This window comes from Nostoc sp. DedQUE02 (assembly GCF_034531035.1).
GTDB lineage: Bacteria > Cyanobacteriota > Cyanobacteriia > Cyanobacteriales > Nostocaceae > Nostoc.
The window spans coordinates 1-26,727 of record NZ_JAVRBY020000049.1; the positions used below are offsets into that span (position 1 = coordinate 1).

The 26,727-nt window shown below is 42.9% G+C and carries 27 protein-coding genes and 2 pseudogenes; 17 read left to right on the forward strand and 12 right to left on the reverse strand.

Translation table 11 applies throughout. The features are described 5' to 3' along the window. The first annotated feature begins 101 nt into the window (after positions 1-101). Positions 102-275 carry a hypothetical protein gene (locus tag RMX98_RS27170; RefSeq protein ID WP_322680284.1) on the forward strand — a complete coding sequence of 58 codons (174 nt, stop codon included), beginning with the start codon at positions 102-104 and terminating at the stop codon, positions 273-275. Between the two features lie 157 nt (positions 276-432). Here RMX98_RS27170 and RMX98_RS27175 read toward each other — a convergent pair whose 3' ends face one another. Beyond that, positions 433-579, reverse strand: a complete 147-nt coding sequence (locus RMX98_RS27175) for a DUF4174 domain-containing protein (protein ID WP_322680326.1) — start codon at positions 577-579, stop codon at positions 433-435. 182 nt (positions 580-761) lie between these two features. Here RMX98_RS27175 and RMX98_RS27180 point away from each other — a divergent pair, with 182 nt between their 5' ends. Together RMX98_RS27180 and RMX98_RS27185 are read left to right on the forward strand one after the other, a co-directional pair. Beyond that, positions 762-1,139: an S-layer homology domain-containing protein gene (locus RMX98_RS27180; RefSeq protein WP_409881890.1), complete on the forward strand. Its 378-nt coding sequence runs from the start codon at positions 762-764 to the stop codon at positions 1,137-1,139. Positions 1,140-1,160: 21 nt separating this feature from the next. Further along, positions 1,161-1,691 (forward strand): hypothetical protein, encoded by a 531-nt coding sequence (locus RMX98_RS27185; RefSeq protein WP_322680286.1) that lies wholly within the window; start codon positions 1,161-1,163, stop codon positions 1,689-1,691. Between the two features lie 321 nt (positions 1,692-2,012). Here RMX98_RS27185 and RMX98_RS27190 read toward each other — a convergent pair. The 3 genes and pseudogenes from RMX98_RS27190 to RMX98_RS27200 all read right to left on the reverse strand — a co-directional run. Further along, positions 2,013-2,177, reverse strand: a pseudogene (locus tag RMX98_RS27190) (TIGR03643 family protein); the annotation flags it as partial. A 17-nt stretch (positions 2,178-2,194) separates the two neighbouring features. After that, positions 2,195-6,154 carry an AAA-like domain-containing protein gene (locus RMX98_RS27195; protein WP_322680287.1) on the reverse strand — a complete coding sequence of 1,320 codons (3,960 nt, stop codon included), beginning with the start codon at positions 6,152-6,154 and terminating at the stop codon, positions 2,195-2,197. Between the two features lie 34 nt (positions 6,155-6,188). Further along, positions 6,189-7,706: an AAA-like domain-containing protein gene (locus RMX98_RS27200; RefSeq protein WP_322680288.1), complete on the reverse strand. Its 1,518-nt coding sequence runs from the start codon at positions 7,704-7,706 to the stop codon at positions 6,189-6,191. A gap of 637 nt (positions 7,707-8,343) precedes the next feature. On the opposite strand from RMX98_RS27200, the gene RMX98_RS27205 reads away from it, so the two are divergent. The 6 genes from RMX98_RS27205 (at position 8,344) to RMX98_RS27230 (ending at position 13,449) form a co-directional block, all read left to right on the forward strand. Next, positions 8,344-8,721, forward strand: a complete 378-nt coding sequence (locus RMX98_RS27205; protein ID WP_322680289.1) for a hypothetical protein — start codon at positions 8,344-8,346, stop codon at positions 8,719-8,721. 58 nt (positions 8,722-8,779) lie between these two features. After that, positions 8,780-9,343 carry a hypothetical protein gene (locus RMX98_RS27210; RefSeq protein WP_322680290.1) on the forward strand — a complete coding sequence of 188 codons (564 nt, stop codon included), beginning with the start codon at positions 8,780-8,782 and terminating at the stop codon, positions 9,341-9,343. A gap of 15 nt (positions 9,344-9,358) precedes the next feature. Then, complete coding sequence (locus tag RMX98_RS27215) at positions 9,359-10,138, forward strand: hypothetical protein (RefSeq protein ID WP_322680291.1); 780 nt, start codon at positions 9,359-9,361, stop codon at positions 10,136-10,138. Between the two features lie 356 nt (positions 10,139-10,494). Continuing rightward, the gene (locus RMX98_RS27220) at positions 10,495-10,920 is read left to right on the forward strand and encodes a hypothetical protein (RefSeq protein WP_322680292.1); all 426 of its coding nucleotides are present in this window, start codon (positions 10,495-10,497) and stop codon (positions 10,918-10,920) included. Between the two features lie 892 nt (positions 10,921-11,812). Then, complete coding sequence (locus RMX98_RS27225) at positions 11,813-12,271, forward strand: hypothetical protein (protein ID WP_322680293.1); 459 nt, start codon at positions 11,813-11,815, stop codon at positions 12,269-12,271. A gap of 11 nt (positions 12,272-12,282) precedes the next feature. Further along, positions 12,283-13,449 (forward strand): PrsW family intramembrane metalloprotease, encoded by a 1,167-nt coding sequence (locus RMX98_RS27230; RefSeq protein ID WP_322680294.1) that lies wholly within the window; start codon positions 12,283-12,285, stop codon positions 13,447-13,449. Between the two features lie 216 nt (positions 13,450-13,665). Here RMX98_RS27230 and RMX98_RS27235 read toward each other — a convergent pair whose 3' ends face one another. Next, entirely contained in the window at positions 13,666-14,295 is a 630-nt protein-coding gene (locus RMX98_RS27235; RefSeq protein ID WP_322680295.1) for a hypothetical protein, read from the reverse strand. Positions 14,296-14,573: 278 nt separating this feature from the next. On the opposite strand from RMX98_RS27235, the gene RMX98_RS27240 reads away from it, so the two are divergent. The 4 genes from RMX98_RS27240 to RMX98_RS27255 all read left to right on the forward strand — a co-directional run bounded on the left by RMX98_RS27240 (position 14,574) and on the right by RMX98_RS27255 (position 17,986). Next, the gene (locus RMX98_RS27240; RefSeq protein ID WP_322680296.1) at positions 14,574-16,379 is read left to right on the forward strand and encodes a mechanosensitive ion channel family protein; all 1,806 of its coding nucleotides are present in this window, start codon (positions 14,574-14,576) and stop codon (positions 16,377-16,379) included. A gap of 440 nt (positions 16,380-16,819) precedes the next feature. Beyond that, complete coding sequence (locus tag RMX98_RS27245) at positions 16,820-17,236, forward strand: hypothetical protein (RefSeq protein ID WP_322680297.1); 417 nt, start codon at positions 16,820-16,822, stop codon at positions 17,234-17,236. A gap of 218 nt (positions 17,237-17,454) precedes the next feature. After that, complete coding sequence (locus RMX98_RS27250) at positions 17,455-17,631, forward strand: hypothetical protein (protein ID WP_322680298.1); 177 nt, start codon at positions 17,455-17,457, stop codon at positions 17,629-17,631. Positions 17,632-17,746: 115 nt separating this feature from the next. Next, the gene (locus tag RMX98_RS27255; protein ID WP_322680299.1) at positions 17,747-17,986 is read left to right on the forward strand and encodes a hypothetical protein; all 240 of its coding nucleotides are present in this window, start codon (positions 17,747-17,749) and stop codon (positions 17,984-17,986) included. A 140-nt stretch (positions 17,987-18,126) separates the two neighbouring features. Here RMX98_RS27255 and RMX98_RS27260 read toward each other — a convergent pair whose 3' ends face one another. The 4 genes from RMX98_RS27260 to RMX98_RS27275 all read right to left on the reverse strand — a co-directional run bounded on the left by RMX98_RS27260 (position 18,127) and on the right by RMX98_RS27275 (position 21,920). Beyond that, complete coding sequence (locus RMX98_RS27260; protein WP_322680300.1) at positions 18,127-19,254, reverse strand: hypothetical protein; 1,128 nt, start codon at positions 19,252-19,254, stop codon at positions 18,127-18,129. 291 nt (positions 19,255-19,545) lie between these two features. Further along, on the reverse strand, positions 19,546-19,965 hold the full coding sequence (locus RMX98_RS27265; protein WP_322680301.1) for an Hsp20/alpha crystallin family protein: 420 nt from the start codon (positions 19,963-19,965) through the stop codon (positions 19,546-19,548). 283 nt (positions 19,966-20,248) lie between these two features. Next, the gene (locus tag RMX98_RS27270) at positions 20,249-20,461 is read right to left on the reverse strand and encodes a hypothetical protein (RefSeq protein WP_322680302.1); all 213 of its coding nucleotides are present in this window, start codon (positions 20,459-20,461) and stop codon (positions 20,249-20,251) included. Between the two features lie 85 nt (positions 20,462-20,546). Further along, complete coding sequence (locus RMX98_RS27275; RefSeq protein ID WP_322680303.1) at positions 20,547-21,920, reverse strand: DUF2252 domain-containing protein; 1,374 nt, start codon at positions 21,918-21,920, stop codon at positions 20,547-20,549. Between the two features lie 296 nt (positions 21,921-22,216). Here RMX98_RS27275 and RMX98_RS27280 point away from each other — a divergent pair. Then, positions 22,217-22,609 (forward strand): annotated as a pseudogene (locus tag RMX98_RS27280) (Tn3 family transposase); the annotation flags it as partial. A 1,150-nt stretch (positions 22,610-23,759) separates the two neighbouring features. Here the strand turns inward: RMX98_RS27280 and RMX98_RS27285 are convergent. Further along, a complete protein-coding gene (locus RMX98_RS27285) occupies positions 23,760-23,900 on the reverse strand; it encodes a hypothetical protein (protein ID WP_322680304.1) in 141 nt (46 codons plus the stop codon). Positions 23,901-24,221: 321 nt separating this feature from the next. Here RMX98_RS27285 and RMX98_RS27290 point away from each other — a divergent pair, with 321 nt between their 5' ends. Then, complete coding sequence (locus tag RMX98_RS27290; protein ID WP_322680305.1) at positions 24,222-24,824, forward strand: glutathione binding-like protein; 603 nt, start codon at positions 24,222-24,224, stop codon at positions 24,822-24,824. 109 nt (positions 24,825-24,933) lie between these two features. Here RMX98_RS27290 and RMX98_RS27295 read toward each other — a convergent pair whose 3' ends face one another. Further along, positions 24,934-25,242: a hypothetical protein gene (locus RMX98_RS27295; RefSeq protein ID WP_322680306.1), complete on the reverse strand. Its 309-nt coding sequence runs from the start codon at positions 25,240-25,242 to the stop codon at positions 24,934-24,936. A 269-nt stretch (positions 25,243-25,511) separates the two neighbouring features. On the opposite strand from RMX98_RS27295, the gene RMX98_RS27300 reads away from it, so the two are divergent. Both RMX98_RS27300 and RMX98_RS27305 read left to right on the forward strand, forming a co-directional pair. Then, complete coding sequence (locus RMX98_RS27300) at positions 25,512-25,916, forward strand: hypothetical protein (protein WP_322680307.1); 405 nt, start codon at positions 25,512-25,514, stop codon at positions 25,914-25,916. 48 nt (positions 25,917-25,964) lie between these two features. Beyond that, positions 25,965-26,216 (forward strand): hypothetical protein, encoded by a 252-nt coding sequence (locus RMX98_RS27305; RefSeq protein WP_322680308.1) that lies wholly within the window; start codon positions 25,965-25,967, stop codon positions 26,214-26,216. Here RMX98_RS27305 and RMX98_RS27310 read toward each other — a convergent pair. After that, on the reverse strand, positions 26,180-26,704 hold the full coding sequence (locus tag RMX98_RS27310) for an isochorismatase family cysteine hydrolase (RefSeq protein ID WP_409881611.1): 525 nt from the start codon (positions 26,702-26,704) through the stop codon (positions 26,180-26,182). The genes RMX98_RS27305 and RMX98_RS27310 overlap by 37 nt on opposite strands. Between the last annotated feature and the right edge of the window lie 23 nt (positions 26,705-26,727).

Consider the following 26,727-nt stretch of genomic DNA (forward strand, 5'->3'; position numbering starts at 1 on the left):
GCTATGGATTCTCCAGTTCTTTGGTGCCCCTTGTCGAAAATATTATCTTCTTTCTTAACTAACCTGCGGAATATGGGTCAGAACAAAAGCGGATTCAGTTAGTGTTCTTAGAATTAATTGAGCAAAATGCTGGCAGAATGACGGTATTGCAACTTGCGAAAAATGCGGAAATATCAACCCAGTTAGCTAAACAATATTTAGATGAGAAAGCCTTGGAACTTAATGCTGATTTTGAAGTAAATGAAGAAGGAAATGTTTTGTATCATTTCTCTTGATACTCTTTTAGGGACTTAATCATAAATAAAATTACTTCTAAAAAGCGAAATTATGATTAAAATTCTCTACAAGAATGTGATTTAAGGATTTTCATAGTACTAGCGTACTGCTTTGAAGCAAGCGATCGCTTCCTCGCTTGTATTTTATAGCTACTTTCTACCTTGAAGAGCGCATTTCTTGCTGGCGCATGGGCATAGCGTCAATTTGCTCAAAAATTGCTGTCGCCTGGACAGGTTTTGTATCTTGGCGCTTAACACTACCATCTTTGCCTATACTTCTGGTGATATACTGCCTAATTGAGATGGATAATAAATAAAAAAGCTTCTAGTAGGTCTAAAACCAGGAGCTAATAAATTCATTGCTTGATAATTGTAGTATATATATTTTTAATGATTTATCTTATCTACTTTAAGAATTAAGCTAAGTTTGAAAGTCGAATATTAATTTGATAAGGTGAAGGAGTAAATGGCTTGTAGCTGCGACTAATGTTTAAAATGTCCTCAATTGCTAGCTTGTTAAATTCAGCCACCTTTACAACTACCTTGGCATTAGCAATAATTATTTTCTATCCATCAAAAAGTCTGTCACAAATACCAAGCGACGAGCGCAACACAGTTCCTCAGGCAGGTTGTCTATCTGGGTATCCTGATGGCACATATCAAGGTTCGCGCCCAGTTACGCGCTACGAATTCGCTACCGGCTTGAATACGTGCCTAAATCAGCTAAATAAACTTATTCCCGCTAACAGGGCGGATTTAGCAACGAAGCAAGATTTGGAAATTTTGCTCAAACGACAAAGGGAATTAAACCAACAACTTCAAGAACTCAACGAGCGAGTTGATACCCCACCTGCTACAAAATAAGTATTCGACAGCAGTTAGTTTATGCAATGGCTCAAGCGCCTGCTTTATAGCGATCGCTCTCCCAATCAAGCGAGGAAACTCCCGATTAATAAATTTATGTCTAAAACAACACTCTTCTCTGGACTAACTCTCAGTTTAATACTGGGTTTATTCTCCATTGCTCCAACTACTGCTCAAGAAATATACATTGACAATAACTGTAAACAAAATCAGCAATTAAATGAGTTTGACAGATTTACTCTTTTCTATAAATCCGAATTTAAAACCAAAGGGCAAACATATTGGTTTTACTCAGGTAGATATCAAGATGGAAGTACTATTGTTTGTATTTCACAACCAGCATTTAAACAAGCAAAACTTTTAAACATAGAAAAAATACAATCTGGTTACATCGATAAAATCGACAAAGACCCACGCAATAAAACAGCCTTTCTCGTTACCGTGCGCGAGGGTAATGGTTCCTATGTCCCAATGTTCCAATACCGACTCAATTTGTCCACACCCTCTAAACCTGCACTAACCAAACTACGGGCTTGGACATCAGGACGGTAGTTGCCCTGCTTTGGCCGTCGGGTAAGCCATCCAACATTTACTATGTGTTTTCTAGTACATTATTAGCCAGTTGTATGTAGAGAAGCGATGATCGAGCGCTGTGGGTTGGTGAGTTCTTCTACAGCGTTGGGTCAACTTAGGCGATTTGTGTCTGTTCTGTTCTGTCGATATCTCATTTAAACCGCAATTCAGAGACTTGTGATGCCAAATTGCCAGAATCTTTGAACATAGCGGTATAACTTCAACTTTTACAAGCGAACGCGAGTAGCGCGTCTCGTAGAGAGGAAACCCCAAGTGATTGCACCTGTCACACATTCATGTTCATGATTTTTGATTTTGTGACTTAAACCTACCTGCAATAAACTCTCGCTTAAATAAATGTTTTGTCTTGCGTTTGGTAACTCGCTCTCGCCACATACGAAAACTGGATTCTTTCATTTGCTGCCGCATTAAGGCAATTACCTGTTTCTCTTGTAGCCCAAACTGATGTTTTTCTCACCAACTTACTTATTTGAGTAGGCTGGAGGAATCGTTTTTTCCACCTGACAAAGAGATTGACGATCGCCCAAATCTGGATGCGATCGCAAATAATCTTTTATCCACATACAACCAGAGTGCAATATCTGGTTACTATCTAAAACGCGATCGAGTTGCCAGAGAATCACAACATCATCTAACCCGGCAGATGCTAGGATTGCTCCTTGATTCTGGGTAGCGGGGTAAAAGGCAACATTCAATGCTCGTTGTTCGTGTCCTTCCAGAGTAGCGCGGAGGATGCCATCTAACGACCAAAGTTTTACTTTATTATCCCAACCAGCTGAAGCTAAGACAGTACCCCAGTTGTCGGGTAGTCCAGAATGAGGGGGAATGAAGGTGATACCATTTACCCGATCTGTGTGGGCGGGAATGGTGCGAATTAATTTACCGTCTAACGACCACAGTTTAATTGTCGTGTCCTCGCTGGCTGTAGCAACGAACTTTCCATCAGGACTAAAGGCGACATCCCAAATAGTCTCGTTATGACTTTTCAGGGTGAATTGCGGCTGAGATGGAAATTTTCCGTTCGCATTCCTGTGCCAGAGGCGAAGAAACGTATCTCGACCGCCGATCGCTAACCATTGATTATCAGGGCTAAATGCTCCAGCATTGAGGCGATCGCGGTTTTTAGGTAGGGACTCACTCAGGGTTTGGATGAAAGTGCCATCCCGCTTCCAGAGTTTGGCTGTGCCGTCCCAACTGATGGAAGCTATTTCTAGCCCATCGGGACTAAACATCACATCCCGCACTGTTGCCTTATGGGCTGAGATCGTTTTTAAGGGTTTTCCCTGCATCGTCCATAAAGTCAAGGAACCATCATCGCTACCTGCGGCGATGTCCTTCCCATCTGGGCTGATATCCACCGACCAAACCTGTCCCGGTGGCGGGGTTAAGGTGTTGAGCAGTTGTCCGGCTCGATTCCACAGCTTAATAGTACCATCAGCACTAGAGGAAACGATTGTTTGCCCATCAGGGCTAATCGGCGTATGCCAAACAGAGGCACGATGACCCCGCAATACCGTGAGAATATCGCTTTGCCGCTGCCACAGCCGCACCAAGTTGTCTTCACCACCGGAAATCAAACGACGACCATCGGCACTGAAAGCTACTTCCCATGCACCGTTAATATGGGCATACAGGGTTTGATTGACAGTTCGATCGCTGTTCCAAAACTTAATTGTGTTATCCCAACCAGCTGAAGCGAGGGTTTGTCCATCGGGGCTAAAGGCGAGAGTCACCACGCTGCTGTCGTGTTCTGTGGCAGTTTCTAATAAAGTGCCAGTGACAGTCCACCAGATAACATTACCAATCCAGTCTCCAGCTACCAGAGTTTGTCCGTCAGGGCTGAAGGTGACGCTCATCAGACGGTTTTTGCCTTTTTTGGATGCGATGGGATTATTCAGTGTCCGAATTTTCTTACCCTCTAAATTCCAGAGGATGAGAGTATTATCATCACTGACCGAGGCTAGGATGTTAGCATCAATGTTAGCATCAACAGGACTAAACGCCACCTTTGAAACTGCACCGCTGTGTCCCTTAAAAGTGCGAGTCAAGCTGCCGTCGATGCGCCAAAGTTTTACTGTCTTGTCGTTACTAGCCGAGGCAATCCATTGTCCGTTAGGGCTGACGGCGAGCGATCGCACCCAATCTTGATGTCCGTTGAGTGTTTTAACCAGTGTACCGTCCAGCTTCCACAGTCGCACCGTGCCATCTTGCCCAGCCGAAATTAATTTATCGCCTTTGGGAGTAAAGGTGACATCAAAGACTTCTCCTTTGTGACCGCTAAGTACTTTTACCAATGTGCCATCGCTTTTCCACAGAGTAATCTTACCGTGTTGGTGAGCAGCAGCGATTGTCTGTCCGTCGGCAGTGATGGCAATACCCCGGACTTTTCCCTGTTTACCGTTTAAGCGGTTGCGTTCAATGACTTGAAAGGTGGCACGGCGCAATTCTCGATCTACCTTGGTAAGTAACTCAGCAGGCACATCCGCTAATTTGCTCAATCGAGTCTGGGCTTTGATGGCACTGACTAAAGCATCTAATCGATTCCCAGAGGCAAACTGAGCTTGCGAGACGTTAGCGATCGCTTCAATTTCTCGGAGAGTGGCTTGATATCTTTGGGCAAAGGCATACATTCCCAAGAAACTGGCGACGAGGAAAGCAATACTAACAGTCCCCAGTAACCACTTTTGCAAGCGACTGGCGCGTTTTTCTTGTTGCAGTCGCTTTTCAACTTCTTGCAGTCGCCGGAATTCTTCTTGTCGTTTCAAATCATCCAAGTCGGTGCTGGTGCCAAACCACTTGACTACCTGTCCGCTTCCATCCTTGATGGGAATCGCCCGATTGAGAAACCAGCGATAGTTTCCCGCGACATCTTGTATTCTCAGTTGCACTTCATAGGGTGAGTTGGTTTCTAGGGAATGTTTCCAGGCGAGAAGGCTATTGGGGCGATCTTCAGGATGAACCACATCCAGGCTTTTCCAGTCCGTCACCTTTGAATGCGATCGCCCCAAAAAAGTACTTAAGTGCTGGTTGGTATAAGATAGCCTACCATCTGGCTCTACAATCCATACCATCTGGGGCATTGCTTCTGCTAGTTGCCGAAAGAACCTTTCGCTTTCTTGCTGCGCCGCAAATTGCCGCCGGATTTCTTGCTGTTCTGCATCCTGACTGGCGGCCAGAAATTGATAATCTAAATCGCTGAGGTTTTTGTTTTGCGCCCACTTTTGGGCATCAATTAGAGCTTGTCCCCGTAAAAGCCGGGATGTATCCTGTTTTTGAGAAGCAATCCAAGCTGATACTGTTTCATAGTAGGGACATAGTTGATTTAATTGTGCTTCTACCCATTCCCGATTAAAAACGTCTTGATATATGCGATTGCGGATTTGCAGATATCCTTGATATTTAACTACCAAACCAGAAAGCAGCAGTTCTACCTGTTCTCGACTGTCGTCGGCTGCTACGGGAATAGCTTGTAAAAGTTGCTGATAGATTGCGAGTAATCTACTAATGCGCTGACTATTGTAAAGTAAGCGATTGCGAATCGTGCGTAAATGCTCTGGTTCGTCTTGAGATTCCCAATTGTTAATGATTTGCGATCGCACTAAACACTCTATCCAATCTGCTTCTTTACCTGGTGCAATTTCCAAAGGGCTAGCTTTCACCACCAAGTGACATAATTTTTGCGTTAGAAATGGCTGTCCATTAGTCCAAGCAATAATTTCTTTAAATACCGCTTGGGGATTGCTCGCAACTTGCTCTAATCCCACTACCAGAGGTTGAGCTTCTGTTAATGTAAATCCTTCTAAATTAATAGCAACACCAATATTAAAAGGTGTTTTGAGTTTATTTTGAATTAAATCAGAGGGAGTTGCAACGCCAAATAAAGCAAAACCCAGTCGTTCGTATTCAGGATTATGGACTCTTTGTTGATAACAAGCCCGAATCCACGCATAGAAATCATCTATACCAAAGCTTAATTGCAGCAAACTATCAATTTCATCAATGAAAATAAAAATGCGATTGTTACTCAGGTTTACTAGCAAAATATCTTCGATAAAATTGCCCAAGCGTTGTATGAGTGAGAACTCACTTTGTTTTTGCCACCAAGCTGCAAAATCGATTTTATTAGCTAATCCAAAACTATGCAGCAAGCGGACAATTATCCCTTTATAAAATTGTGTTTCGGTAAGTTCTTGGCTGCGTATCTGCGTAATATCAATGTAAGCACAACTAAAGCCTTCATTTTGTAATCGTTGCTTGGTATGTACCAGTAGTGAAGACTTACCTATTTGACGACAGTTGAATACATAGCAAAATTCCCCTGCTTTCAAGGCTGTATAAAGTTCAATGTCTGCTTGCCTAGTAACATAGTTGGCAGCATTAGCATTTAGACAACCACCAACTTTGTAAATACTTGTGTTCATAATAGCAAATCATAATTTGCTGAACTTTGTCTAATTACAACTCCAGATATTTTTTTAAGAAGTCTCGATATAATTGACAACTAATCACCCATTTTTGTTGCTGCAATTTAATTAACCCCATATCTTCTAATTTGTAGGTACTTAATATATCTAAATCGATATTTTCATTTTTTGTGAGAAATATTTTCATGCTATCTAATAATTGGGTACTTTTTTGTAGTTTATTTAATAAATTTTGTAAGTATTGACGATAAATTCCTAATTCTGTGCTTGCTGTTAGCAAAATATCTTCTAAGGTTAATTTATGATAGCGCAGATGATAAAGAGTAATATTGATCAATGCTGGATGTCCCCCGATTAATTCCATTAGTTGCTGCACTTGCTGATTTTCTTTCCAATCTATTCCATATCGATTTGCTAACTCAATTACATGTTCAGAAGTAAATTCCAATAATTTCAAGGGTAGCCCAATATTAAAGGGAGATTGATTAATATCAAGAGAAAAATCAACTTCTGTTGAATAAACAATTACCAACCGTAACTTTGGCCATACTTCATCCTGTTGCGCTTCTTCTTGCCACGAACGTAACAGAGGTAGAAATTCATTGGCTAGTTCGGGATATTCAAAAATATGCTGAACTTCGTCTAATACTAATAATAAAGGTTTTTCTAAAGGTGCAAGCAAACATTCTTTTAGATAAAGAGTGCAGCTGAGTTTACTACCTATTTCTTCGTCCCAATGTTTATCGATATTAAATTCTATGCCTAGTTGACGAGCTATACTTGCAGCTAACCATTGCATGAATAATTGAGGTTTTTGCAAAACATCAATATCAACTTGAGCGATATTTAGTTTTGCTGTTTTATAGTCTAATGTTTTGGCATGAGCTAAAATCCGCAACATCAAAGATGTTTTACCCATGCCTCGACAACCCTGAATGCGAATGACGCATCCTGGTTGCGTGATTTCTTGATATGCTAGTTCTTCTAATGGAGGACGAGGAATATAGAATTTAGAATCTAAAGATAAAGGAGCGCAGGGATATTTTATATATTCACTAATCTTTGCTTGAATGTTGCGATCGCTTTGTTTTTTGAGTGTAATTTCACTTTTAATTTTATCTTCAGTGAGAAATACGGAAACAATTTGAGATGGTACAGTATTTGGTATGATTGTTTGTTGTTGCACAGAATTATCTGAATTTTGAGATAAATCTCTAACTATCAACTGTCGCTGTTCTTGTAAATATTCCTGGTAAAAATCAATGTCATTTGCATCATAAATAGTGTAGTCATCTTCATGCAACGTTAAATCAAAAGCACTAAAGCAGATTCGCATGGTGCGCGGATCTATCCTCGAATTCAAAGACCACAAACGGCTTAAACTAGAGGTGGAAATTCCAATGCGATCGCCTAATTCTACTTGTGTATAACGTTTTCCTCCTCTTTTTTGTCTCTCTTCTTCCAAAATTGCAGTTTGCAATCTCTTCATCCCAACAGCAGTTAGAACTACTCCTCTTTTTCGCAGTGATTTATTTTTGTCTTCTTTCATTTCTAAATGAAAATTTTAACTTGTTTTCATATTAATTTTGCTCAAAAGCAGTTTCCAGCCTTAAGTGACGTATATGATGTTTTAATCGATGTAATCTAAATATTACCAGATATATGCAACAGTTTAACTGATGTAAGTGAAGTTTTTGAACTGGGAAAAAATCAATTTATTTTTTAGTAGTGACAAAATAAAACATGATTAAAAAATAATAAAAAAAGTTTTAAATGTCTATGTAACCAAAAAACAAAGTTTGTATATAAAAATACAAAAATTTTAGGCAAATGAAGTATTTTATTGCCCAATCCTGAGATTAGCAAAGCTACAGCCTATACAAGAGTGTTTTCAGGTAATTTGCCTGCAAGTAGGTTAACTGATTTATCTGCACTTGAGGTAAATAAGAAAACATGGGAAATTTGAAGCTGTCTAAAATATTGGCGTTGCTCAATCAGAACTATGAAATTCTAAAATTACTTTTTTTCCTTCGTAACTTTGTGCCTCAGAAAGCGGGAACGCCTAAAGGCGAATGCTTGAGACAATCGCAACCTACAGTTATGTCAAACTTTAACTATCACGCTGACATCTGTGTTCTTGTCCTATCATTATTATTTCCATTTTTTAAATAACAGGATTGAGCGCCATGAAAAGCGTGGAGAAAAAAATCGTTGCTCTTTGTTTTATCGCTGCTGGGAGTCTTTTCTGGAGCATGGAGGGGCTGGCTAGTTCTGCCCAAGCTCAAAGCTTTGAACCTGTTTCAATAATCATTTCCGAATCTTCTAAACCTGTCACCTACATGACAGTACTCGACAAAAATACAATCGTCATCCAAATTACGGAGGGCGAATTTAACTTCCAGGGCTATCTGGAGAGGACATCTGGCAATACATTCATTGGCGAAAACGAGCAGGTGCGCGTCATCTATGATCGAGGTACTAAGCAGGTTGTGGTGATTAACAAAAAGACGGGGACTGAGTTTTACAACTACTACTTCTCTGATACCAATGAAGGGGCGCTTTAGGTTCAAGCAATCCAATTTGTAATGATTCCTAAAATATTTGCACTCTTGAGAAAACAACATGAAAATAAACCGTTTAATTCCGATCGTTGCGAGTTCCCTAATCATCACAATTGCCCTCAATGCCCAGGCTCAAAATGCTGGAGATCCTGTTCGCGGACTTCAAGATTTAGTGAATGTTCGCGGACGAGATGGAGAAGCCATACTCCAAAAGCGGGGCTATAGGTTTCGCTGGGCTGAAAAATCTGATGATTCTACTTATAGCTTTTGGACTCAAACTAAAACCGGTCGGTGCATTAGCGTGAGGACAGAACAAGGTCGCTATGTCTCTCTGGCTGATACCGGAACCACGGCCGATTGCGATCGCGGCGATAGGAAACCTCCTCAAAATACAGGCAATTCCTCTTCCCGACCCTTGCCAGACCTAATAGGAGCGAGGGCTGGTCAAGCAGAACGTGAAGTGCGGCAGCGGGGATATACCTATCGCCGTAACGAAAAAGTATCAAATACTTCTGTTGCTTCGTTCTGGGTTGAAGGCAACTCAGGTCGGTGTGTAGAAATCGTTACCTCAAACGGCCGCTATCAAAACATCTCTTACGTTGATTGGCATCACTGCCATAGATAATCTAATCCCGTTCTTGTGTCTAAACCGATTGACACTGGCGAAATTCTCGATGGTAGAGTTTCCAAACAAATTCATCTAGAATCAATGCAACTAATGAAAAGCTTACGAACATTAGCCCCTACTCTTGTGGGTTTATTAACTCTGACAGTTACTCATCCTGTTAACGCTCAAGCAGCGATCGACACTTTAGACAACGGGAATCTGAGTGTGACTGGTATGAGATCGGGAAGTGGCTGCACTGTCCTTTTTAATCCTCAAGGGGAGATCATTCAACAGGGTCGATCCTGTAATTCCACAGAAATCCGTAAAGCCGAGACAGCGATCGATACCTATCTTCGGGAGCAAGGTGCACCTGAGCGTAACAGTGACGACTCAATGCGCCAAAGACTGACCTTAATCTGCTACGGTGAAGGTCGCAAACCAAGTCTTGAAAGCCGCAACAGCTATGAATGGAACTCACGTCGTCATCGCTATGAACTGCAAAATCGTGTAGAGTCTTCGACAAACGAGTTCGATTCCGAGGTTCAAGTGGAGATTCGTAATATGCAGGGAAAAATTCATCTGACCGGAAAGCTCATCCCGCCAATTAATTCAGGCGGTACTAATGGATGGTGGAACCTCAAGGATCTCCGTGTCACACCTGAGCAAATTACGGGAAAATACCAAGTAAATGGGCTAAATCATCCGCGTGTTGAGATCGACCGACGCAGTGGACGGATTGCCATTAATGGGATTGAGCATTTCCGTGGTACTTGCGATTCCGGCGACTGGAGCAATAGCAGAACTCGTTTTTAGTCTGTTGTATGGTTGGGTTTCGTCAAGACAAAGACGAAACCCATGTCTTCGCAGTTGAAAACTCGCTCCATCGGTGGCATCAAGATTTCGTTTTGGTGCAGACGCGATCGCATTCCTCCCTTCGACACTAGCTAATAGGCGAAAAATCGAAGTAAATCTGAATAAATACTAAAGGCAAGATGATAAAACAAAAATCAAGATACATTTACATAGATTTGAATACCATCAACAACATAATACCAATCTTCAAATTTGAAGATTAATACTTTTGCTTAAGGTAATTTAATTAAGCTGAACGGTTTGCTGATTAATTAGAACAATAAACAATGAATTACTTGCGCTGGAGAAACTATCACATGAAAAACTCTGCCTTGACTCTTATTCGTAGTGTTTTAGCCGCCTCGGTTATCACCACATCGCTCACATTTAGCTTCACTGCACCGTCGTTAGCTCAGGCTCATACGACCGTAAGGTTTTCCGCTGGCAAAGACAACACTTTTATCCAGTCTTCGATTACGGGCAACCAATACCATGACTATATTCTAAATGCGCGGGCAGGGCAGAGCCTCTCGGTTTCGTTGATTACCAAAGGAGCAGCATACTTCAACATTCTCTCACCAGGCAGCACAGATCGGGCAATTTATAACAGCTCAATATCGGGCAACGACGGAAACGTTCGTTTGTCACAGAGTGGTAACTATACAGTTCGTGTGTATCTAAAGGGTGGCAGTAAGGACAGAAATCGAACGGTTCCTTTTGAACTTTCAGTCGGTATCTTGTGATGGTTGCTTTTCAATACTAGAGAAAAGCTTGAAAACTGTTAGAAGCGATACGTTTATCACATCGCTTTTAACAGTTTTCTCGATCGCTGGAAGTGCAACAGTCTAAACACCTCCAACAGCGTATTATGTGCGGGATCTTAGGCAGAAATTTTCTGCCCAATATAAGGGAACTCCAAAAATTGAAGAAGGAGTCAGAAGTCAGAATCCAGGAGTCAGAATCACAATCGGAAGGGGATTCAGACCCCAACCAATTGTAGACACCGTGCAGACGATAGCGCCGGCGGCAAGCGACGCTGGAGCGTCTGGGGTTTTAAACCCGTTTATTCATCCGCCCTTTGGGTTCAGCAGTCGCTCATGGGGGAAACCCCCAAGACCGCGCTGCTTCACCACTCGCACAGAATTCAATTCTGAATTCTGAATTCTGGCTCCTGAATTCTGTTTGATAAATTATCCAATTTTCGGAATCACAACGACTTTTCCTCCCTCTGCTCTCCTGCCCTAAAAGCGTTCGCGTAGCGTCCCGCAGGGATGGGATATTTTTTTATTTGGAAGTCCCTAATATAGTCCGGCGGCTACCAACGACCATCTTTTGAGACACGGCAAAACACAAATCACACCAATTTTAAAAAAGAATGCAACAGATACATACGGACATACCTTTGTTCTGTCTAGCTTTCCTAATTTTGAATTTTGAATTTTGAATTTTGAATTTTGAATTGGTATCACCCTCATCAGCTTCACGCCTGTTTAGCACCGCAAAAAGGAAAATTGTATGTCCCCCCTAAGACACGAAGCCCCTGTACCGGTTGAATATCGACTGCTTGGACTCGATCGCCGGCTCATTTGGCCGACGGTGAGCGTTTATCTTGTGGTGTTTTTATGGACGGGAGTCATGCCAGCCATCAACGAGGCTGTTCATAACAAAGAGGTTTTAGCAGGGACAGCTTATAAAGTCGGCCCTGTAAGTTTTACACCGACCCAAGGCTGGGTGATAACTCAGACCCCATTGCCTGTCGGGGCTTCATCAAACGCAGTGGTCTTCAAAGATGGCGTCACGTTTAGCGTCAAGAGCGGCGTCTGGAAGGGAACTGCCGAGGAACTCCTCAACCAGATCGTGAAAGACCAGAATGAATTTATTGTCGAGGGTAAATTAGTTCCTGTTACAACACTGCAAAAGGTTGCCGGAGTAGCTAAGAGAATTAATGGCCCCGACTATATTGGTCTACTGCTTGCATACGTCGATGGCAAGGGTCAGGCAGTCGAAGTGATTGTGAAGGGCCCGGCCGCTACCTCCACACAACTGGAGCAACCGATCGCTGACATGATTCAGAGCATCACATTTAAACCATAGGAGGGCAATTCGTGACTAGCACTTCAAAGAGTGAGGACACAATCCGCAAGGCTGCCATCGATCGTTCAGGCTGGAGCAATTCCGTCCGATTTTTTCAGCCGCACAACCCGGCGTGCTACTTGTATTGGTTGCTCGTACTCAAAGGCATCTACGGCTTCTGCCAACTTTTGTTCGCCAACGCCATCTATCCCACTGCTCTGTTTATTGCCCTCTCCGCTGAGGCACTATATTGCCTGCCTTGGATCTGGTTTCTCACCCACAAAGATCGCTATGAACGTGAGCCAGCCAAGCTCGCGCTGCTCGGCTTTCTCTGGGGCGGACTAGTAGCGCCCTGGGTTATGGCGCTCCCTGGCAATAATGCAATCCTATCGCTATTTGCGAAGCTGACCAGCCTCGACTTTTATAGCCATTGGAGTCCGGCTCTCACGGCACCCATCGTGGAAGAAAGCTCCAAATTCGTCGGGCTGGTCATGCTCGCTTTACTAGCACGCAACCATGTCCGCAACGCCTACGACGGGTTTCTGCTTGGTGCGTTTGTGGGTCTCGGCTTTCAGGTCTTTGAAGACGTGTCTTACATTGTGCTCGCCCCCAACGAAAGCTTCGGATCGCAGCAGGTCGCTAATGCGTTGCAGGTATTGGTAGTACGTACAGTGAGCGGTTTCTGGAGTCACTCGCTCTACACGGCAGTTGCGGGTACGGGGTTTGGCTACTTCCTCGAAGCGAAAAATCGCTCGTTCGGCCATCGGCTCGCGGTTTTAGTAGGTTTCTTTCTTTTGGCTTGTCTGGCTCATAGCTGTTGGGATGCCGTTGGTGGGTTTATCGGCTTCGGGCCCATCGGCATCGTCATTGGAACGGTTGCGATTTTGCTTGCGTGGCGGTTTTCCGAGCAGCGTCAGCGCAAGTTTGTCCGCGTCCTGCTGGCTGACGATGTTGCAAACGGAATCGTGAAAGAAGCCGAACTGGCTGCGATTTCCAACCGACCGAAAGATCGGCGAGCTTACCTGAGAGAGATCAAGTCCTCATCCGGGCCTGACGCGGCAAAACGCGCTGGGTTCATACTCGATGCGGCGATCGATCTTGCAGCGGCAATTGCATCTACGGACAGTCTCGATAGTCCGGCAGCCAAAGCCGCGCGTGCGGAGATTGCGAGGGTGCGCGGTGCTGCACAGTTAGGTTAATTACAGTAGATTCCAGCCGAAATGCCGAGGCGATCGCATTGCTCCCTTCGATACTAGACTTCTTGGCATTTGTCGGGAAAAGGGAAGTGGAAAAGGTTCTGTATTGTCCCTTTCCCCTTTAACCAAAACCTTTTCCCCAAGAGTGCAAAAAACACAAATGCCAAGAGGTCTATCCTCTTAGTACTCTCTAAATTGGATTGTTTGTCCAGATAGCAACTATTTCTTACAATCCTCTGAATTCCCCGTGTAAACGATCGATTGATAGCGTCCTTGGTCTGTTTGGATTGTTACACAGTAGTTGGTTTTGCCTTCTAACCAGTAGCTGTAGCCCGAATCATCACTCTTGACCCATCGATAGCCCCGTTTTTTCACTGTGTTTTCTGCCTGTCCTGCCCTTGCCCCTACTAAATCGCTCAACCGAGAGACGGTAGTACCCGCTTCCGGCTGACGCCTAGCAGCAGCCGTCTGATTTCTGTTACCTGAGTTTTGTCCATTGGCAGATGTATCCCAATAGACAAAAATCGACTCATTGGCGAGACGATAAATCTGTCCTCGATCGCCAAGTCCAGATTGTCGATAGGCAGCATTACCATTTCGATCGCGATAATTGCCAGGTCGATTACCTGAAGGGATCAGGTCATAGCTATTACCATTTTCTAGTTGAATGCTAACCGCACCCTGACGTTGGGAAAAGGTACAAGGGCCAGAGGATGTGGCGCGGTCTTCTCCTTTTGGAAAAACATCGCAACGGGCATTCACGGTATCGGCTTTGACGGATACAGGAAAACTCAAAGAAGCGATCGCCAGTGCTACCGCTAAAAACGAATTTGAAGATTTTATCGCCATAAAACTCCTGAATTATGACAACGAAGATGACATTTTATATCATCCCCTTAAATGTGCGTTTGCAAGTGTTAACTAGCAAACTTTCTTAAACTATCTTTGTTGTGTCACTCTCCAATAGCTTTTATGATTTCTGAATTCTAGAGCTTTTGTATAGGAAGCGATCGCCAAATTTTTTCTAATAGCCCGAAAATCTTTAAAATTAATTGATGATAGAAAATTAAAGTAGGATGATGACTAACACTAAATATTATTAGTTACTCAATCACTTGACCATAGATATGTTCCTGTTTAATCGCTTCCTCCATTCAATAATTCGGTTTGTGCTAGTCAGTGTGATGACGATCGCAATAGTACTTGGTTGGAGTGCGATCGCCCACAGTCAACTGCCCTCGTCACCCACCGCCGCTTCTAACAATCCGTACAAACCGCCTAAAGGCGTCACCCGTCTTGGTGAATATGAAATTGCCAACGTGAATTCACCACTAGACAAAAACCTTTTATTTAAGGTTGTCTCTCCCACTGTTTTTAATCGCGACCAACCGCCAGAGGGAAGTCTTCCTGTGGAAGTACGTGCTGAAGAAATTACGCAACGGCTGATGCGAGCGCTCGATAGAGCTAATAAAGCCAAACAAACTCCCATAATTTCTGTTGCCACCTTGAATAACCGCCTAATCCTCCAGCTCAATGACAATCAAACGTCCCGTTCTTTAAGGTTGGTGACAGTGACAGAGCCAGATGCTGACTACTATGGGAAAACACTGGAGGAATTGGCCCAGGAGTGGAAAAAAATATTACAAGCAGAAGTGGAACGCATTGAGCGACTCTTCTCACCTAAGGTATTGTCTCAACGGGTTGGGCAGGCACTACAAATCAGCATCGGCTTGGTGTTGGGCAGTGTTGTGTTATGGTTCCTGCGGCGAACTCTAATTCGCAAACAGACGGTATTGCAAGCTCGTTATCAAGAGCATATAGCTGAGGCAAAAGAGGCTGCGGTCAAACGCTCTCAGACAGAAACATCGGCCAATATTCAGGCAATCGACACCAGCGAATCAGAGGCACACACCATCGCCGATGGGCGATCGCAATTTTTAGAAATCATTCAGCGACAGTTCACTCTCAAGCGCCAACTGGGGATCTATTCTTTTCTGACCTTGCTACTGTTTTGGGCGTTTATTCTCGGATGGTACATCGGCATTGTAGTCATCATGTCTCGCGTCCCCTATCTGATGAGATGGTGGAGTGAAGCTTTAGCCCGTCCCCTCGCGCTGCTGATTATTTGGTTTTTCACTAGTATTGTCATTCGTATCGGCAAAAGCTTAATTGACTACATCACCGATGTCTGGACAACCCATCCCTCTCTCCCTTTGAGTGAAACTCAACGGATTACTCTGCGATCTGCAACAGTTTCTGGGGCACTAAAAGGATTAATCACCTTTGTTTTGATTACCTTCGGTATCTTGCGGACTCTAGACATTTTTAATGTACCCACTAGTTCAATTTTGGCAGGGGGGGCTGTCATCGGTATTGCAATTTCCCTTGGTTCTCAAAGTTTGATGAAAGATTTGGTCAATGGCTGCTTAATTTTGATGGAGGATCAATTTGCTGTGGGAGATGTGATTGAGATCGGGAATAAAAGCGGACTGGTGGAAAATCTCAACCTACGCGTGACTCAACTACGCAATGGCGAAGGTAAGTTAATTACCATTCCTAATAGCAATATCACTGATGTCAACAACTTAACCCGCCTTTGGTCGCGGGTAGACTTTTCTATTGTGGTGGCCTATGAAAACGACCCGAAGCAGGTTTTAGAGATTCTCAGGCAAGTATCCCAGCAATTGTATAGCGAAGTGAAATGGCGCGATCGCCTGCCAGAATCGCCCGAAGTCCTGGGCATTGATGACCTCTCCCACACGGGTATGCTAGTGCGCGTTTGGATTAAAACGGCACCGATGGAACAATGGAATGTTGGGCGAGAGTTCCGTCTACGAGTGCGCCTAGCCTTTGAAGCAAACAATATCCAGATTGGCAGACCACAATGGATTACTTACAACACAGATTTGGCAAAGTCTCCTTTTCAAAATTAGCCTTTGCTAAGAAACTTACAGTGAAAAAAATATCCCAAACTGATGTATATGATGTTTTGAATAAAGTAATTTATCTCTTAACTGATTTAAGTTATATTTCTGTAACTGTAACTAAGTTCATGAATATTTTTTGATAGAAAAAATAAAATATACAACATATATTAAAGCTATATCAAGAAAAGTTTTAGGTCGATCTCCAAATTAAATATCAAAAAATTAATAGATGGTGCTTTGGGCTAATTTGCCTGTAAATAGATTAACTGATTTATCTGCACTTGAAGTCAAGAAGAAAACATGGGAAATTTAAATCTGTCTAAAAATTTTAGGGCTTCTGTTTTCTATATTTGTTCCAGGATGGGTAAGTTTAACGAGCAAATACGAAAACAAGCAACAAAGGCTAGGTGAAGTTTAATTTGTCAATATTTAGGTGAACAAAAATCATGAACCTTAAAACATTACTTGTTACCACTGTTATATCTTTAGCATCATTTGTTGCGACTTTTCCAGTGAAAGCAAATATTTCTCAGGAAGGAGTGCAAGGAATTAATGATATTTCTGTAACCTCAAATTCTTCTGTTGTAAATCAGTTAAACCAGCCTTATCTCATCGCTAGACCTAATTGGGTGACACTAGCTGGAGGACGGTCAAAAAGAATTAACCTACGTACAAGACCAACTATCAACTCGGATACTAAGGGCTACGGTTTAGGTGGCGATCGCGCCCAAAATTTACAATGCGTACAAGACAAAGATAGACGTGGTAGTAAGCTTAACTGGTGTCGAGTGAAATTCCCAAGATCGGGAGCGATTGGTTGGATTCGTAGCGACAACATTATTTTCAGCGATGGTGGCGAATAAAATTGCAGTCTACACCATAGACACTAGACTTCTTGCAGAAGTCGGGAAAAGTGGAAGGGGAAAGGGGGAAAGTTTTGGTATTTTCCCTTTCCCCTTTAACCTTTTCCCTTTTCCCACCTCTTGCAAAAAGCACTTTTGCAAGAGGTCTACTGGACGATGGCTTTGAGTGAGTCTATTGCCGTTCAAGAATCGCTTAATTTGTGGTGTGAGAAGTTTGTGTGTGTTATTGTCAGCAGCGACAGCCAGAAGCCTTAGACCAAATTTTTGACAATCTGCCTGTTAAGCTCAACCAACAAGTAGTGACAGGTATTTTGGCAGCATTGCAGAAAGATATTGATACTTTGAGTTGGTTTTGTGGTTACATGGCATCAGAAATCGTGCGATTCGTTGATTAGTGAATCACGGTAGTCAGTCCGTAAATAACTAATCCAGCCCGACAGCAGATTACTGTCATTAAAGGCTGAACTCTCGGTCAGATGCAAGTGCAAGCCTTGCTATTCAGACTCAGAATTGACTCCTCATCTGCCCACACCGAACGGGAGCAAAACTCTGATTACATCGGGGATGGAACCCTTTACTGATTTTATGCCTTACCCCGGTTGTCGCATTGTCATACTCAACAACGAGAAATTTGAAGCACTGCCGCCTAAAGTGCAAGCAGCAGTCAAAGAAGCTTTTGATGTAGTAGAAACTAGTGGGGAAGAGGCACAAAGGAGAAATGAGGCATTACTACGTGAGTTAGAAGTGTAGTAACCGACATAGTATAACTGCCGGATGAGCGTAGGCATCGCTACACACCATTCTTAGAGGAAAAAGAGCGATCTCACCCCCCAAACGTGACAGATGCTGACCAGCCTCAAAGTCCACAGCCCAGGGCGAGCAGTAAACGGTCAGACCATCGTGAACGTGGGCAGCTGACCAGTGTTGTCAAAGAGGCCAACGCTGTAGCTGCCTCCATACGGCACGATCATCGCGTTTGATCGCACGGCGGCCCGTGCCCAGTCTGCGTTCCCAACTGCCGATGCTGCAAGCGCCGCCAGCCCAGTAGCCTGTATGCACTGTAAGAAGTATGCGCTGGTCACGAGGAGCAGGTCATACGTGGGCTGGTCGTAGTTTGCGATCGCGAGAAACACGTTCTGGGGCTGCCACGTTGCCTTGCCCTGGGCAACCCCAGCCGACTGGATCGCCAGGAGTGAGTCAACACCACCGGCACCGTTGACGATCTCGGCGTAGCGATTACCAGGCCGACTTGCGGCTTGCTCGGCATGTCGCCGCCAATTGTCCAGCGCTCGGATCTCTTCGACAGCATAAGTGCCATCGAAGAGTAACGTGTCGCGGTAGATAAAGTAGCCCACAGGAGCCATCGCATTTGTCGGCTTTGAACCGGTGAGAATTTGGTCGAGGTAGCCCGCGTTGTACCCGTAGCTGTCGGTGAGTCCCTGGAGCGGCGCACCCCGAAGACTCCCCTTTGCGTAAGCGATCGCCCCGGCATCGTTGCCGTTGAATGCTGTGAGCGCGGTGTTAATGCGCGTCACAATCGCGTTAAAGCTATTGGCGTTCGGCAAAAATCCGGGCCGTGGGTTCGGCGAACCTGGCACCGGGAAACGGATGAAAGCGTCGCGCAACCACACGCCGCCAAAATACCCGGCGAGGTGCATCAGCCACAGCAACGTCGGGAGTGACGGGTCGTCGGGTTCGGACGGTCGGAGTGTCTGCTCGAACACGTACACCGGGACATAGCGTGAGAGGAAGTCAATCGGATCGTGACCTCCAAGTGGGGTTGTGCGTGCATAGGCGCTCACGAGCCGATCAAGCAGATCCAGGTCTTCGGTCATGACGGTTCGGAGGTTGTCAAAGAACGGGTAGAGGGGTAGGTTGAGCCGCAGCCTCTTTTGGCTTTGTGCGACGGCAATGCTGCCGAAAACTCCGGTTCTTGAGAGGGACGTGGCGGCAAGTCCGGTCGCTCCCGCTCTCACCGCGCCAATGAAGAACGCACGACGCGAGATGTGATTGTGCATGATGATTCCCTCTGCTACTGAATTAAAATACAGTAAATTTAATAAATCTCCAATTTCAAGAATTTTCTATATAAATTAATGGGCTTATTTATCAACAAGCAACTATCAAGTAAATATCAGGTATAGAGGATAGCGGCGAGCGACACCAAGCAGTCCGTCATAGACATCGCTCACATTCTTAAAAGAGCGACACCAAGCAGCCCGTTGTAGACATCGCATACAAAAAAGCCCAGTCATCTCATAACTGGGCTTTTAGCTATCTCAATCAATCATTGGAACAATAGTTTTAGACTATACAGCAGGAAGTTCAAGATTAACCTTGACAACTTTGTTCTTTTCTTGCTCAGTTTTTGGCAGTATCAGATTCAAAATGCCGTCTTTATAATCTGCGGTGACATTGGTATTTTGAATTTTAGCTTTAAGAGGAATTACACGTTGGAACTTGCCGTAGTAAAACTCAGAACGAGTACCTTCTTTATGTTCTAATTTGCGTTCTGCAACTACTTTCACTGCACTTTCAGTAACTTCAATATCTACATCTTGTGCTGATACACCAGGTAGTTCAAGTTTTAGGTGCAATGCATCTTCAGTTTCAGTCAATTCGGCTGCTGGAGTTTTAAATGTTTGAACTTGTAAATCATCAAACACTCTGTCAATTTGACGTTGTAGTGTAGTCATCTCAGCCCAAGGGTTGTAACGTACAATAGCCATATTATTTTTGCGCCCTAACTTTTTATTTACTTGATTGAGGGATTGAATGTGTTGCTTTGATTCTTATATTAGTCATAATAAAAATTTGTGTTAATTCGGTTGTTATCACCCACTTATTGATGATTACCGTACTAAATTAGGCATGAAAAAGAATTACGGTTTACTCGAATTTTGCAGTTCGGTAAACCTGAATATAAATTATTAAAGTCAATAACAACCAAGAAATCTGCTGTTGAAGGGCATAGTGCAGTTAAGCAATCCCTTCTTGAGCGGGAGGTATAGCTCATCGCTGATCGTGCAGCCCTACCCAAACGATTGCCCCCAGCGCTCCCAGTTTTCTTTGTTGAACGGCGTAGGCGTAGCCCGCCTTTGGCATCGCCACTTCAAAATTAAGTTCAACTCCAACTCCTGCCGTGCGCGTCGGTCTATGGGTGCATCCCACCAAAAAGCAACGTGTTAACGGGTTTAGGAGTGCGTAGTTTACCGCCGCAGGCATCGCCCCAATTCAAGCCAGGAAAAGTCAAAAGTAAGCGTAGCCTGTTGCAGACATCGCCTATAACAATTGCAATCAACAGTTCAGTTTAGTAGAGTGTCACCCCACTGTTGTAAGCGTTCACGAAACTGGTGTAGTCGTACTCGACTTGAGTTGCATAGTTTAGAGCAAAGTTAACAATTTCATCTTTGAATACACCCTTGTTAGGGCTGGTGATATCAGTCACTTCCTTGTCAACGCTTTCTGAAACAATGCTAGCATCGTAATCTTTATCAGAGATAGCATGGTTCTTAGCAACGACCTTACCTGCATATCCCATCGCATCCATGAATTTTGATTTAGTGGTTAGTAAGGTATAGTCAAAGTCCACCTGGTAAGGGGATTTTTCATGCAGCATAAAGGGGATACCACTGACCGTAGTGTAGCCAACCAAGGGGTCAGTATTAGAGAGCATCGCTTTGGTGGCAATTGTCACCCTCGCCCCTTGATGATTTCCATAGACTGAACTTGGTAGTAAACCTGGAACTGCGATCGCTACGGGGCTAGAAGCTTCCTGCTTCATCTCCAAAATGCGATCGTCATCGGTTGCTGAAGTTGGGCCCTCAATCAGCAAGTAATACCGATACTTACCAAGACTACCAGTACCGGAACCTAATTTGAGACGAATATCTTTTAGAGTGTAGTAACTATTGCTGTAGCGCTTACTGCTAGGAATTGAAGCGATGTAGCTGCTAATTGCCCCAGTAATATCTGAGTAGGTGCTGCTGGATACAGGCTGGAGTTCAGAGGTTGTCTGAAAAACTCGATTGCTACTGCTATTTAGCAGCGTGTACTTATTTAATAAACTAGAGCGGCTCTTGGCTGCTGCCTGTTGAATTAAATCCTTGACCACACCGTTGGTATTGCTCTCTTGCAAACGGTATGATAGCTCGTCGTTAGTCCCCTTAAAGTCGCTCATCTTGTTGAGGTAAGCATCCAGAAAATTCCGCACAATATCTTGACCATCACTGGAGCTTAGGCCGTTTTCTTTGGCTGCTAGGAGAATCGAGACTGCCATACGTCGCAAATCCCAAACATAAGGGCCAAGATAACCTTCATCAAAGTCAGTAGTATCAAAGACGTTATTATCGTTGCCATCTCTCATTCCCCCAAGATTTTGCAGATGCATATCCCCCTCTAACCAAATGGCATCAGTAGAGGAATTGACAAATCCTGAACTCGGTAATGTTTGCATATCACGATAGAAAATGTCAGCCGTTCCTCGATAAAAGGCGAAGGGGCTAGCTGTCATCTTTTGCATTTTCGTTGCTAGTTCTTGGGGCAATTGAGAAGCAAAGGGATGGTTGTATTGGTAAATTTCATTTTCTACCCAAGTTGAACGGGGAGTTGCAGCAACAGATGTAAATGTAGACCCCACAATTAAGATGAAGACGGCTACGATTCTGGATATGTGTTTGAGCATGAAATTCTCTTAGGCGGTAAAGAAATTAACTCTTGTTGGACTCTTGTGTAGACACAACTATCCAACAACAATTCTTTTACCACCTTACGTCAGAACTTATAAAGTGATTTAAAGCACAATGTAACAACTATTCATAGCCCTGATCTTTCTAAAGCTTCGGCAGCTAACTGTTTAACATGAAGCTGTAAATTTTCTCTTTGTTGTTCAAACATAAAAACTGACCTTTGGCTAAAAACTGGTGCAAACGTTGTGTGGCAATGCTATGTTTGCTACGCCCTCGGTTGGCGATCGCTCACATTGATGATGAGACATACCGCCGTCGCATTTTGACTCAAATCAACCGTGGTGAAAGTCGTCACAGTTTATCGCGAAAGGTTTTTCATGGTCAAAGGGTTGAAATCCACCAAAGATACCGTGAGGGTCAAGAAGACCAATTAGGGGCGTTGGGTTTAGTTGTGAATGTGATTGTGCTGTGGAATACTTACTATATGGATGCCGCAGTCAATGAGTTAAGTTCTCTTGGTCAGGCAACAAATAGAGAAGACATTGCCCGACTCTCTCCGTTGGGACGCAAACATATTAATATGCTGGGTCGTTATTATTTCTTGTTGGCAGAACCCATTTTGAAAGGAGAACTACGTCCCTTGCGTGACCCTAATGCTCGTAAAGAATTTGATGATTTGTTGTAGGGTTGAGGGCTTATCCCGGTTTTCTGTTCTTAAGTTATGTAACAAAACTATCATGTATATACATAGAAAAACAAGAAGAATGACGTAGTTTCAATGCTTTCACCTATGTATATACATGGCTACGGTTTTTTCTAGTTTTTCATCTCAATTTTCTTATCCCGGTTTTCTGTTCCGTTGCTACTCACGCCCCGGTTTCAGCGAATAAGTGATGTATTGGCTCAAACTCTTGAAACCCTTACAAGACACCTACTTTACTTTAGTTTACAAATTAGCTCTGAGCGCTTGATTTTTTAAGAATGGTCGGATTATCTAATCCTCAATTATGTTAACTTTGGAACAAGCTCTCCAGAAGTGTGATTTTGACTAGAAAATAATTTTTTATTAGATGCTAGGGATTTATGAACAAAAATAAAACTGCTGGATATCTTCTTATATTTGTTGGCGCGATTGGCATATTTAGCCTCGTTATATTAAGCATCTTTAGTATACAGATTCTACTTTTCTCGTGTTCGTGGAGTACAACTCAAGGAAATTGCTTTCTCCCAATAGCGATTTTATTACTTATTACTTCTGCCCTTAGTATTGTATTCATAATGATATTTAAACGTGGGCTAAAAAATTTTAAATCTAGAAAAACCTCTTTTGAGAAAGACAGCTAATCTTCAATACTTTCTAATTGTTTGGAGAGTAAGAATTGCTTGATTGTAGTTCCTTAAGACAACCAATGATTTATAGCCCAATACGCTTGGGTTAAGCAAATTTATCTGTTAATGCAGGCAGGGGGAGCAGGGGAGGCAGGGGAAGCAGAGGGAGAGAAAAAAGTTTAACTGAACTGTATTGATTTATAGCCCCAACCAAGATGAAGCATGGGGTTTATATTGATTTTCTCTGAGTTGCGATCGCTCTTGGGTCAACACCTTGGCTATGGTAAAGGTCGAGTGTGTCGAAGATGGGCAAAGAAGTCTGCGCGCATAGTTAAGCTACTGAAAGCAAAGATTTATACATAATAAGTCTAGGATATACGGTTTTACAGAATGTGGCACAATATTTCTCCAGAAGCGAGTAAATAATGGACTACGACAAATTTCCAATTACTACTACGACCTACTGTTAGATGATTTACCATTAGGTGCAGTTCTGAATATGGCTTCTACCGTGCAATATAAAACTGCCCTAGACGGAAGGTGCGAACGCTCGCATTTAAAAGTTCGGTTTCCATTGTCCAAACACCGTCATGAAGACTGAAACCTTTAGGAAATCGTAAGCGTTGTGGAGGTAAGTCACGAACCAAACCCAGTTTGCTTTCCTTCGGGGCGCGAGTCTAATGCTCAAGGAACTCGCACCAGATAGAGACAAAATTCTGAGGCGCTTCTTTCCTGGTGTTCCATTGTTTTAAGTGAACGCTGCACAAATCAATGATAATTTGGTTGGTAAAACTCAACCTTCTGTGGTGCTGACGAGTGGTTTATTGAAAGCGTAAATGTCAGGCATAGTAATGTTTTTATCTCCTGGCTCTTTTAGTATTGCTTTTATCTCTATCGGCTAATACCCTAATTTCTCAATCAAAGCTACACTACCATCGGAAAATGTCAAAATTTTGGGATAGCAGCAGATGATTGATCTCTACACCTTCACCACACCCAATGGACGCAAAGCTTCTGTCATGCTGGAAGAAGTCGAATTGCCCTACAATGTCCACAAAATTGACATTACTACTCAACAGCAATTTACACCTGAATACATCGCCATCAATCCCAATAGTAAAATTCCCGCCATTGTTGACCAAGAAACTGGGATTAAAGTTTTTGAATCGGGTGCAATTCTAATTTACCTAGCCGAAAAAACAGGTAAGCTCTTACCCACTGAACAAAAAAGCCGTTTTCAAGTACTACAGTGGCTGATGTTCCAAATGGGAGGAGTCGGGCCAATGTTTGGGCAACTTAACCACTTTAAACGCTTTGCACCCGAAAAACTTCCTTATGCCATCGAGCGTTATGAAAAGGAAACTTTACGCATTTATGATGTCTTAGATAAACAACTGCAAGACAATGAATTTATCTGTGGAAACTATTCGATTGCGGATGTTGCAACGTATCCGTGGGTAGCGATTTATGAATTTCTTGGTTTAACACTCGACAACTGCCCAAACCTCAAACGCTGGGTGGACATGGTGCAGCAACGTCCGGCTGTGCAACGCGGAATGCAAGTTCCTTAAATACAGGAGGATGGATGAGTCAACAATGGGGATGATGGCTCACGGACAGGGTGAGGCATCACTTCAGCAACAATGCGCCCATCGCTGTCTTTTCCCACTGGAATAATCATCAGTTGGTTATCGACAGCAGCGAAGCGACTAGCTTGAGCAATTTCTGTTTTGCTCCATTGCTCAATGCTTGTTCTGGCACTTCACCTTGTTTCATTTCCGGGACATCAATTCCACAAAGCTCAACCTCGATTTGGCTGTCATCGGTTTGACGAACTGTGATGCTGTCCCCATCTGCCACTTGTGTAGCTGTCCATTCTTCGGTGAGTGCAATTGATGGCTGGTTAGTTCTTTGGAAAATCAAGATAGCGGTGATAATAGCTCCAGCGATCGCTGTTAAGATTATAGCAGTTCTCCACAATGGCTTCATGTTGCTACATCTTTATTGCAATATTAAGAAACCACAATTTTAACCGCAGTGAACATTTATTAGCGGTTATTTTCTCAAGTTATCTAAACAGAGTTAAATACTTGTTCTTTTTCAGCTTAGAGCGATGTGATTGCTGTTATTAAGCGAGTATATATAGTTAATCATCCCAAATATCGCCATATCCTGGCAATTATGATGTTGGGTATTTAAAATAAAATATTGTATCAGCATTAAAGTTTAAGGTTCATTGCTTTTTTAATAAATTAAGTATGAGTTCAATCATCGAAACAATTACGATTAATGTGGAAGCCGACGAGAATGAACAGTATATTTCTATACTGTCGTCATCTATTAACCAGTTAAGAGGTGAAAATCGTTACTGTGGTCAAACCAAAGAACACGCTATAGCTATTGCATTAGAGCAGTTAGCCAGTAAATATCGTCAGATTGCCGAAGAGAACCAAAATAAAGATTGGCTTGCAGTAGAGCATTCTGAATCTGGAGAAGTAATACAAAAGCATTATCATGTGATTTTACATTATGAACGGATTGGGATAGCAGAGTCTAAATTTGAAGCAATGCAGGACACGCTGCTGGGAAATACCGTAGTTGAAAATGCCAAAGTTACCTTGATTGAGATTGATGCAAACTTACCAGTCTCGCCCTTAACTTAATGATCTGCTAAATAATTGCAATGAATCGGCAAGTAGGAGAAAACAGTAATGCAAAGTATCAAATTGAGTTCTTACGTAGGGTCTGATGGGATCTTACATTTAGAAATCCCTCTGGGGATAACGGACAAAGAAATAGAAGTGACAGTAACCTATCAACAGCTAGAACCATCAGCACCCTCAAAAACACCCGAAGAATTGGGATGGCCAGCAGGATTTTTTGAGCAGACTTACGGTAGTTGTCAAGATGATCCAATTGTGATTAATTATGACATTTTCTCAATCACCTCATCACTCATCTGAATTTGGTTTTTTCCGATATTACGTTTGAGCAAGAAAATACCTGCATCATGCGCTTGCTGACCACCAGCACTAAAGTAAGCATCCTCGATAATTACTGGTTCAATACCGCGCTCAAAAGAGTCAATTGCTGTCTTGAAAATACAGCTATCAGTTTCAACTCCACAAAGATATATTTTACTGATTTGATTAATCAAAATAAAACTCGAAAAACTTTTCGTAAATGCAGAGTAATAAGGTTTATCAAAAATATTATGTATATATGGCTGAAGTTCATCAATAATGCTCGTTTCTGGTTCATGTATCAAGCTTGACCAATGAATTAGCTTCACATAATTACTGTCAGCAGTATTGATAAATTTTGTAAATCCAACGAGTTTACCAGCCTTTAAAAAACGCTCAATTAGATTAATGACAGTAGAAATAATATGTCTGCATTTATCAGGCATAAAACCATTTTGCATATCTACTACAAGAAGTATTTCGCTCATTTGTGCCAGCATTTATTTAGATT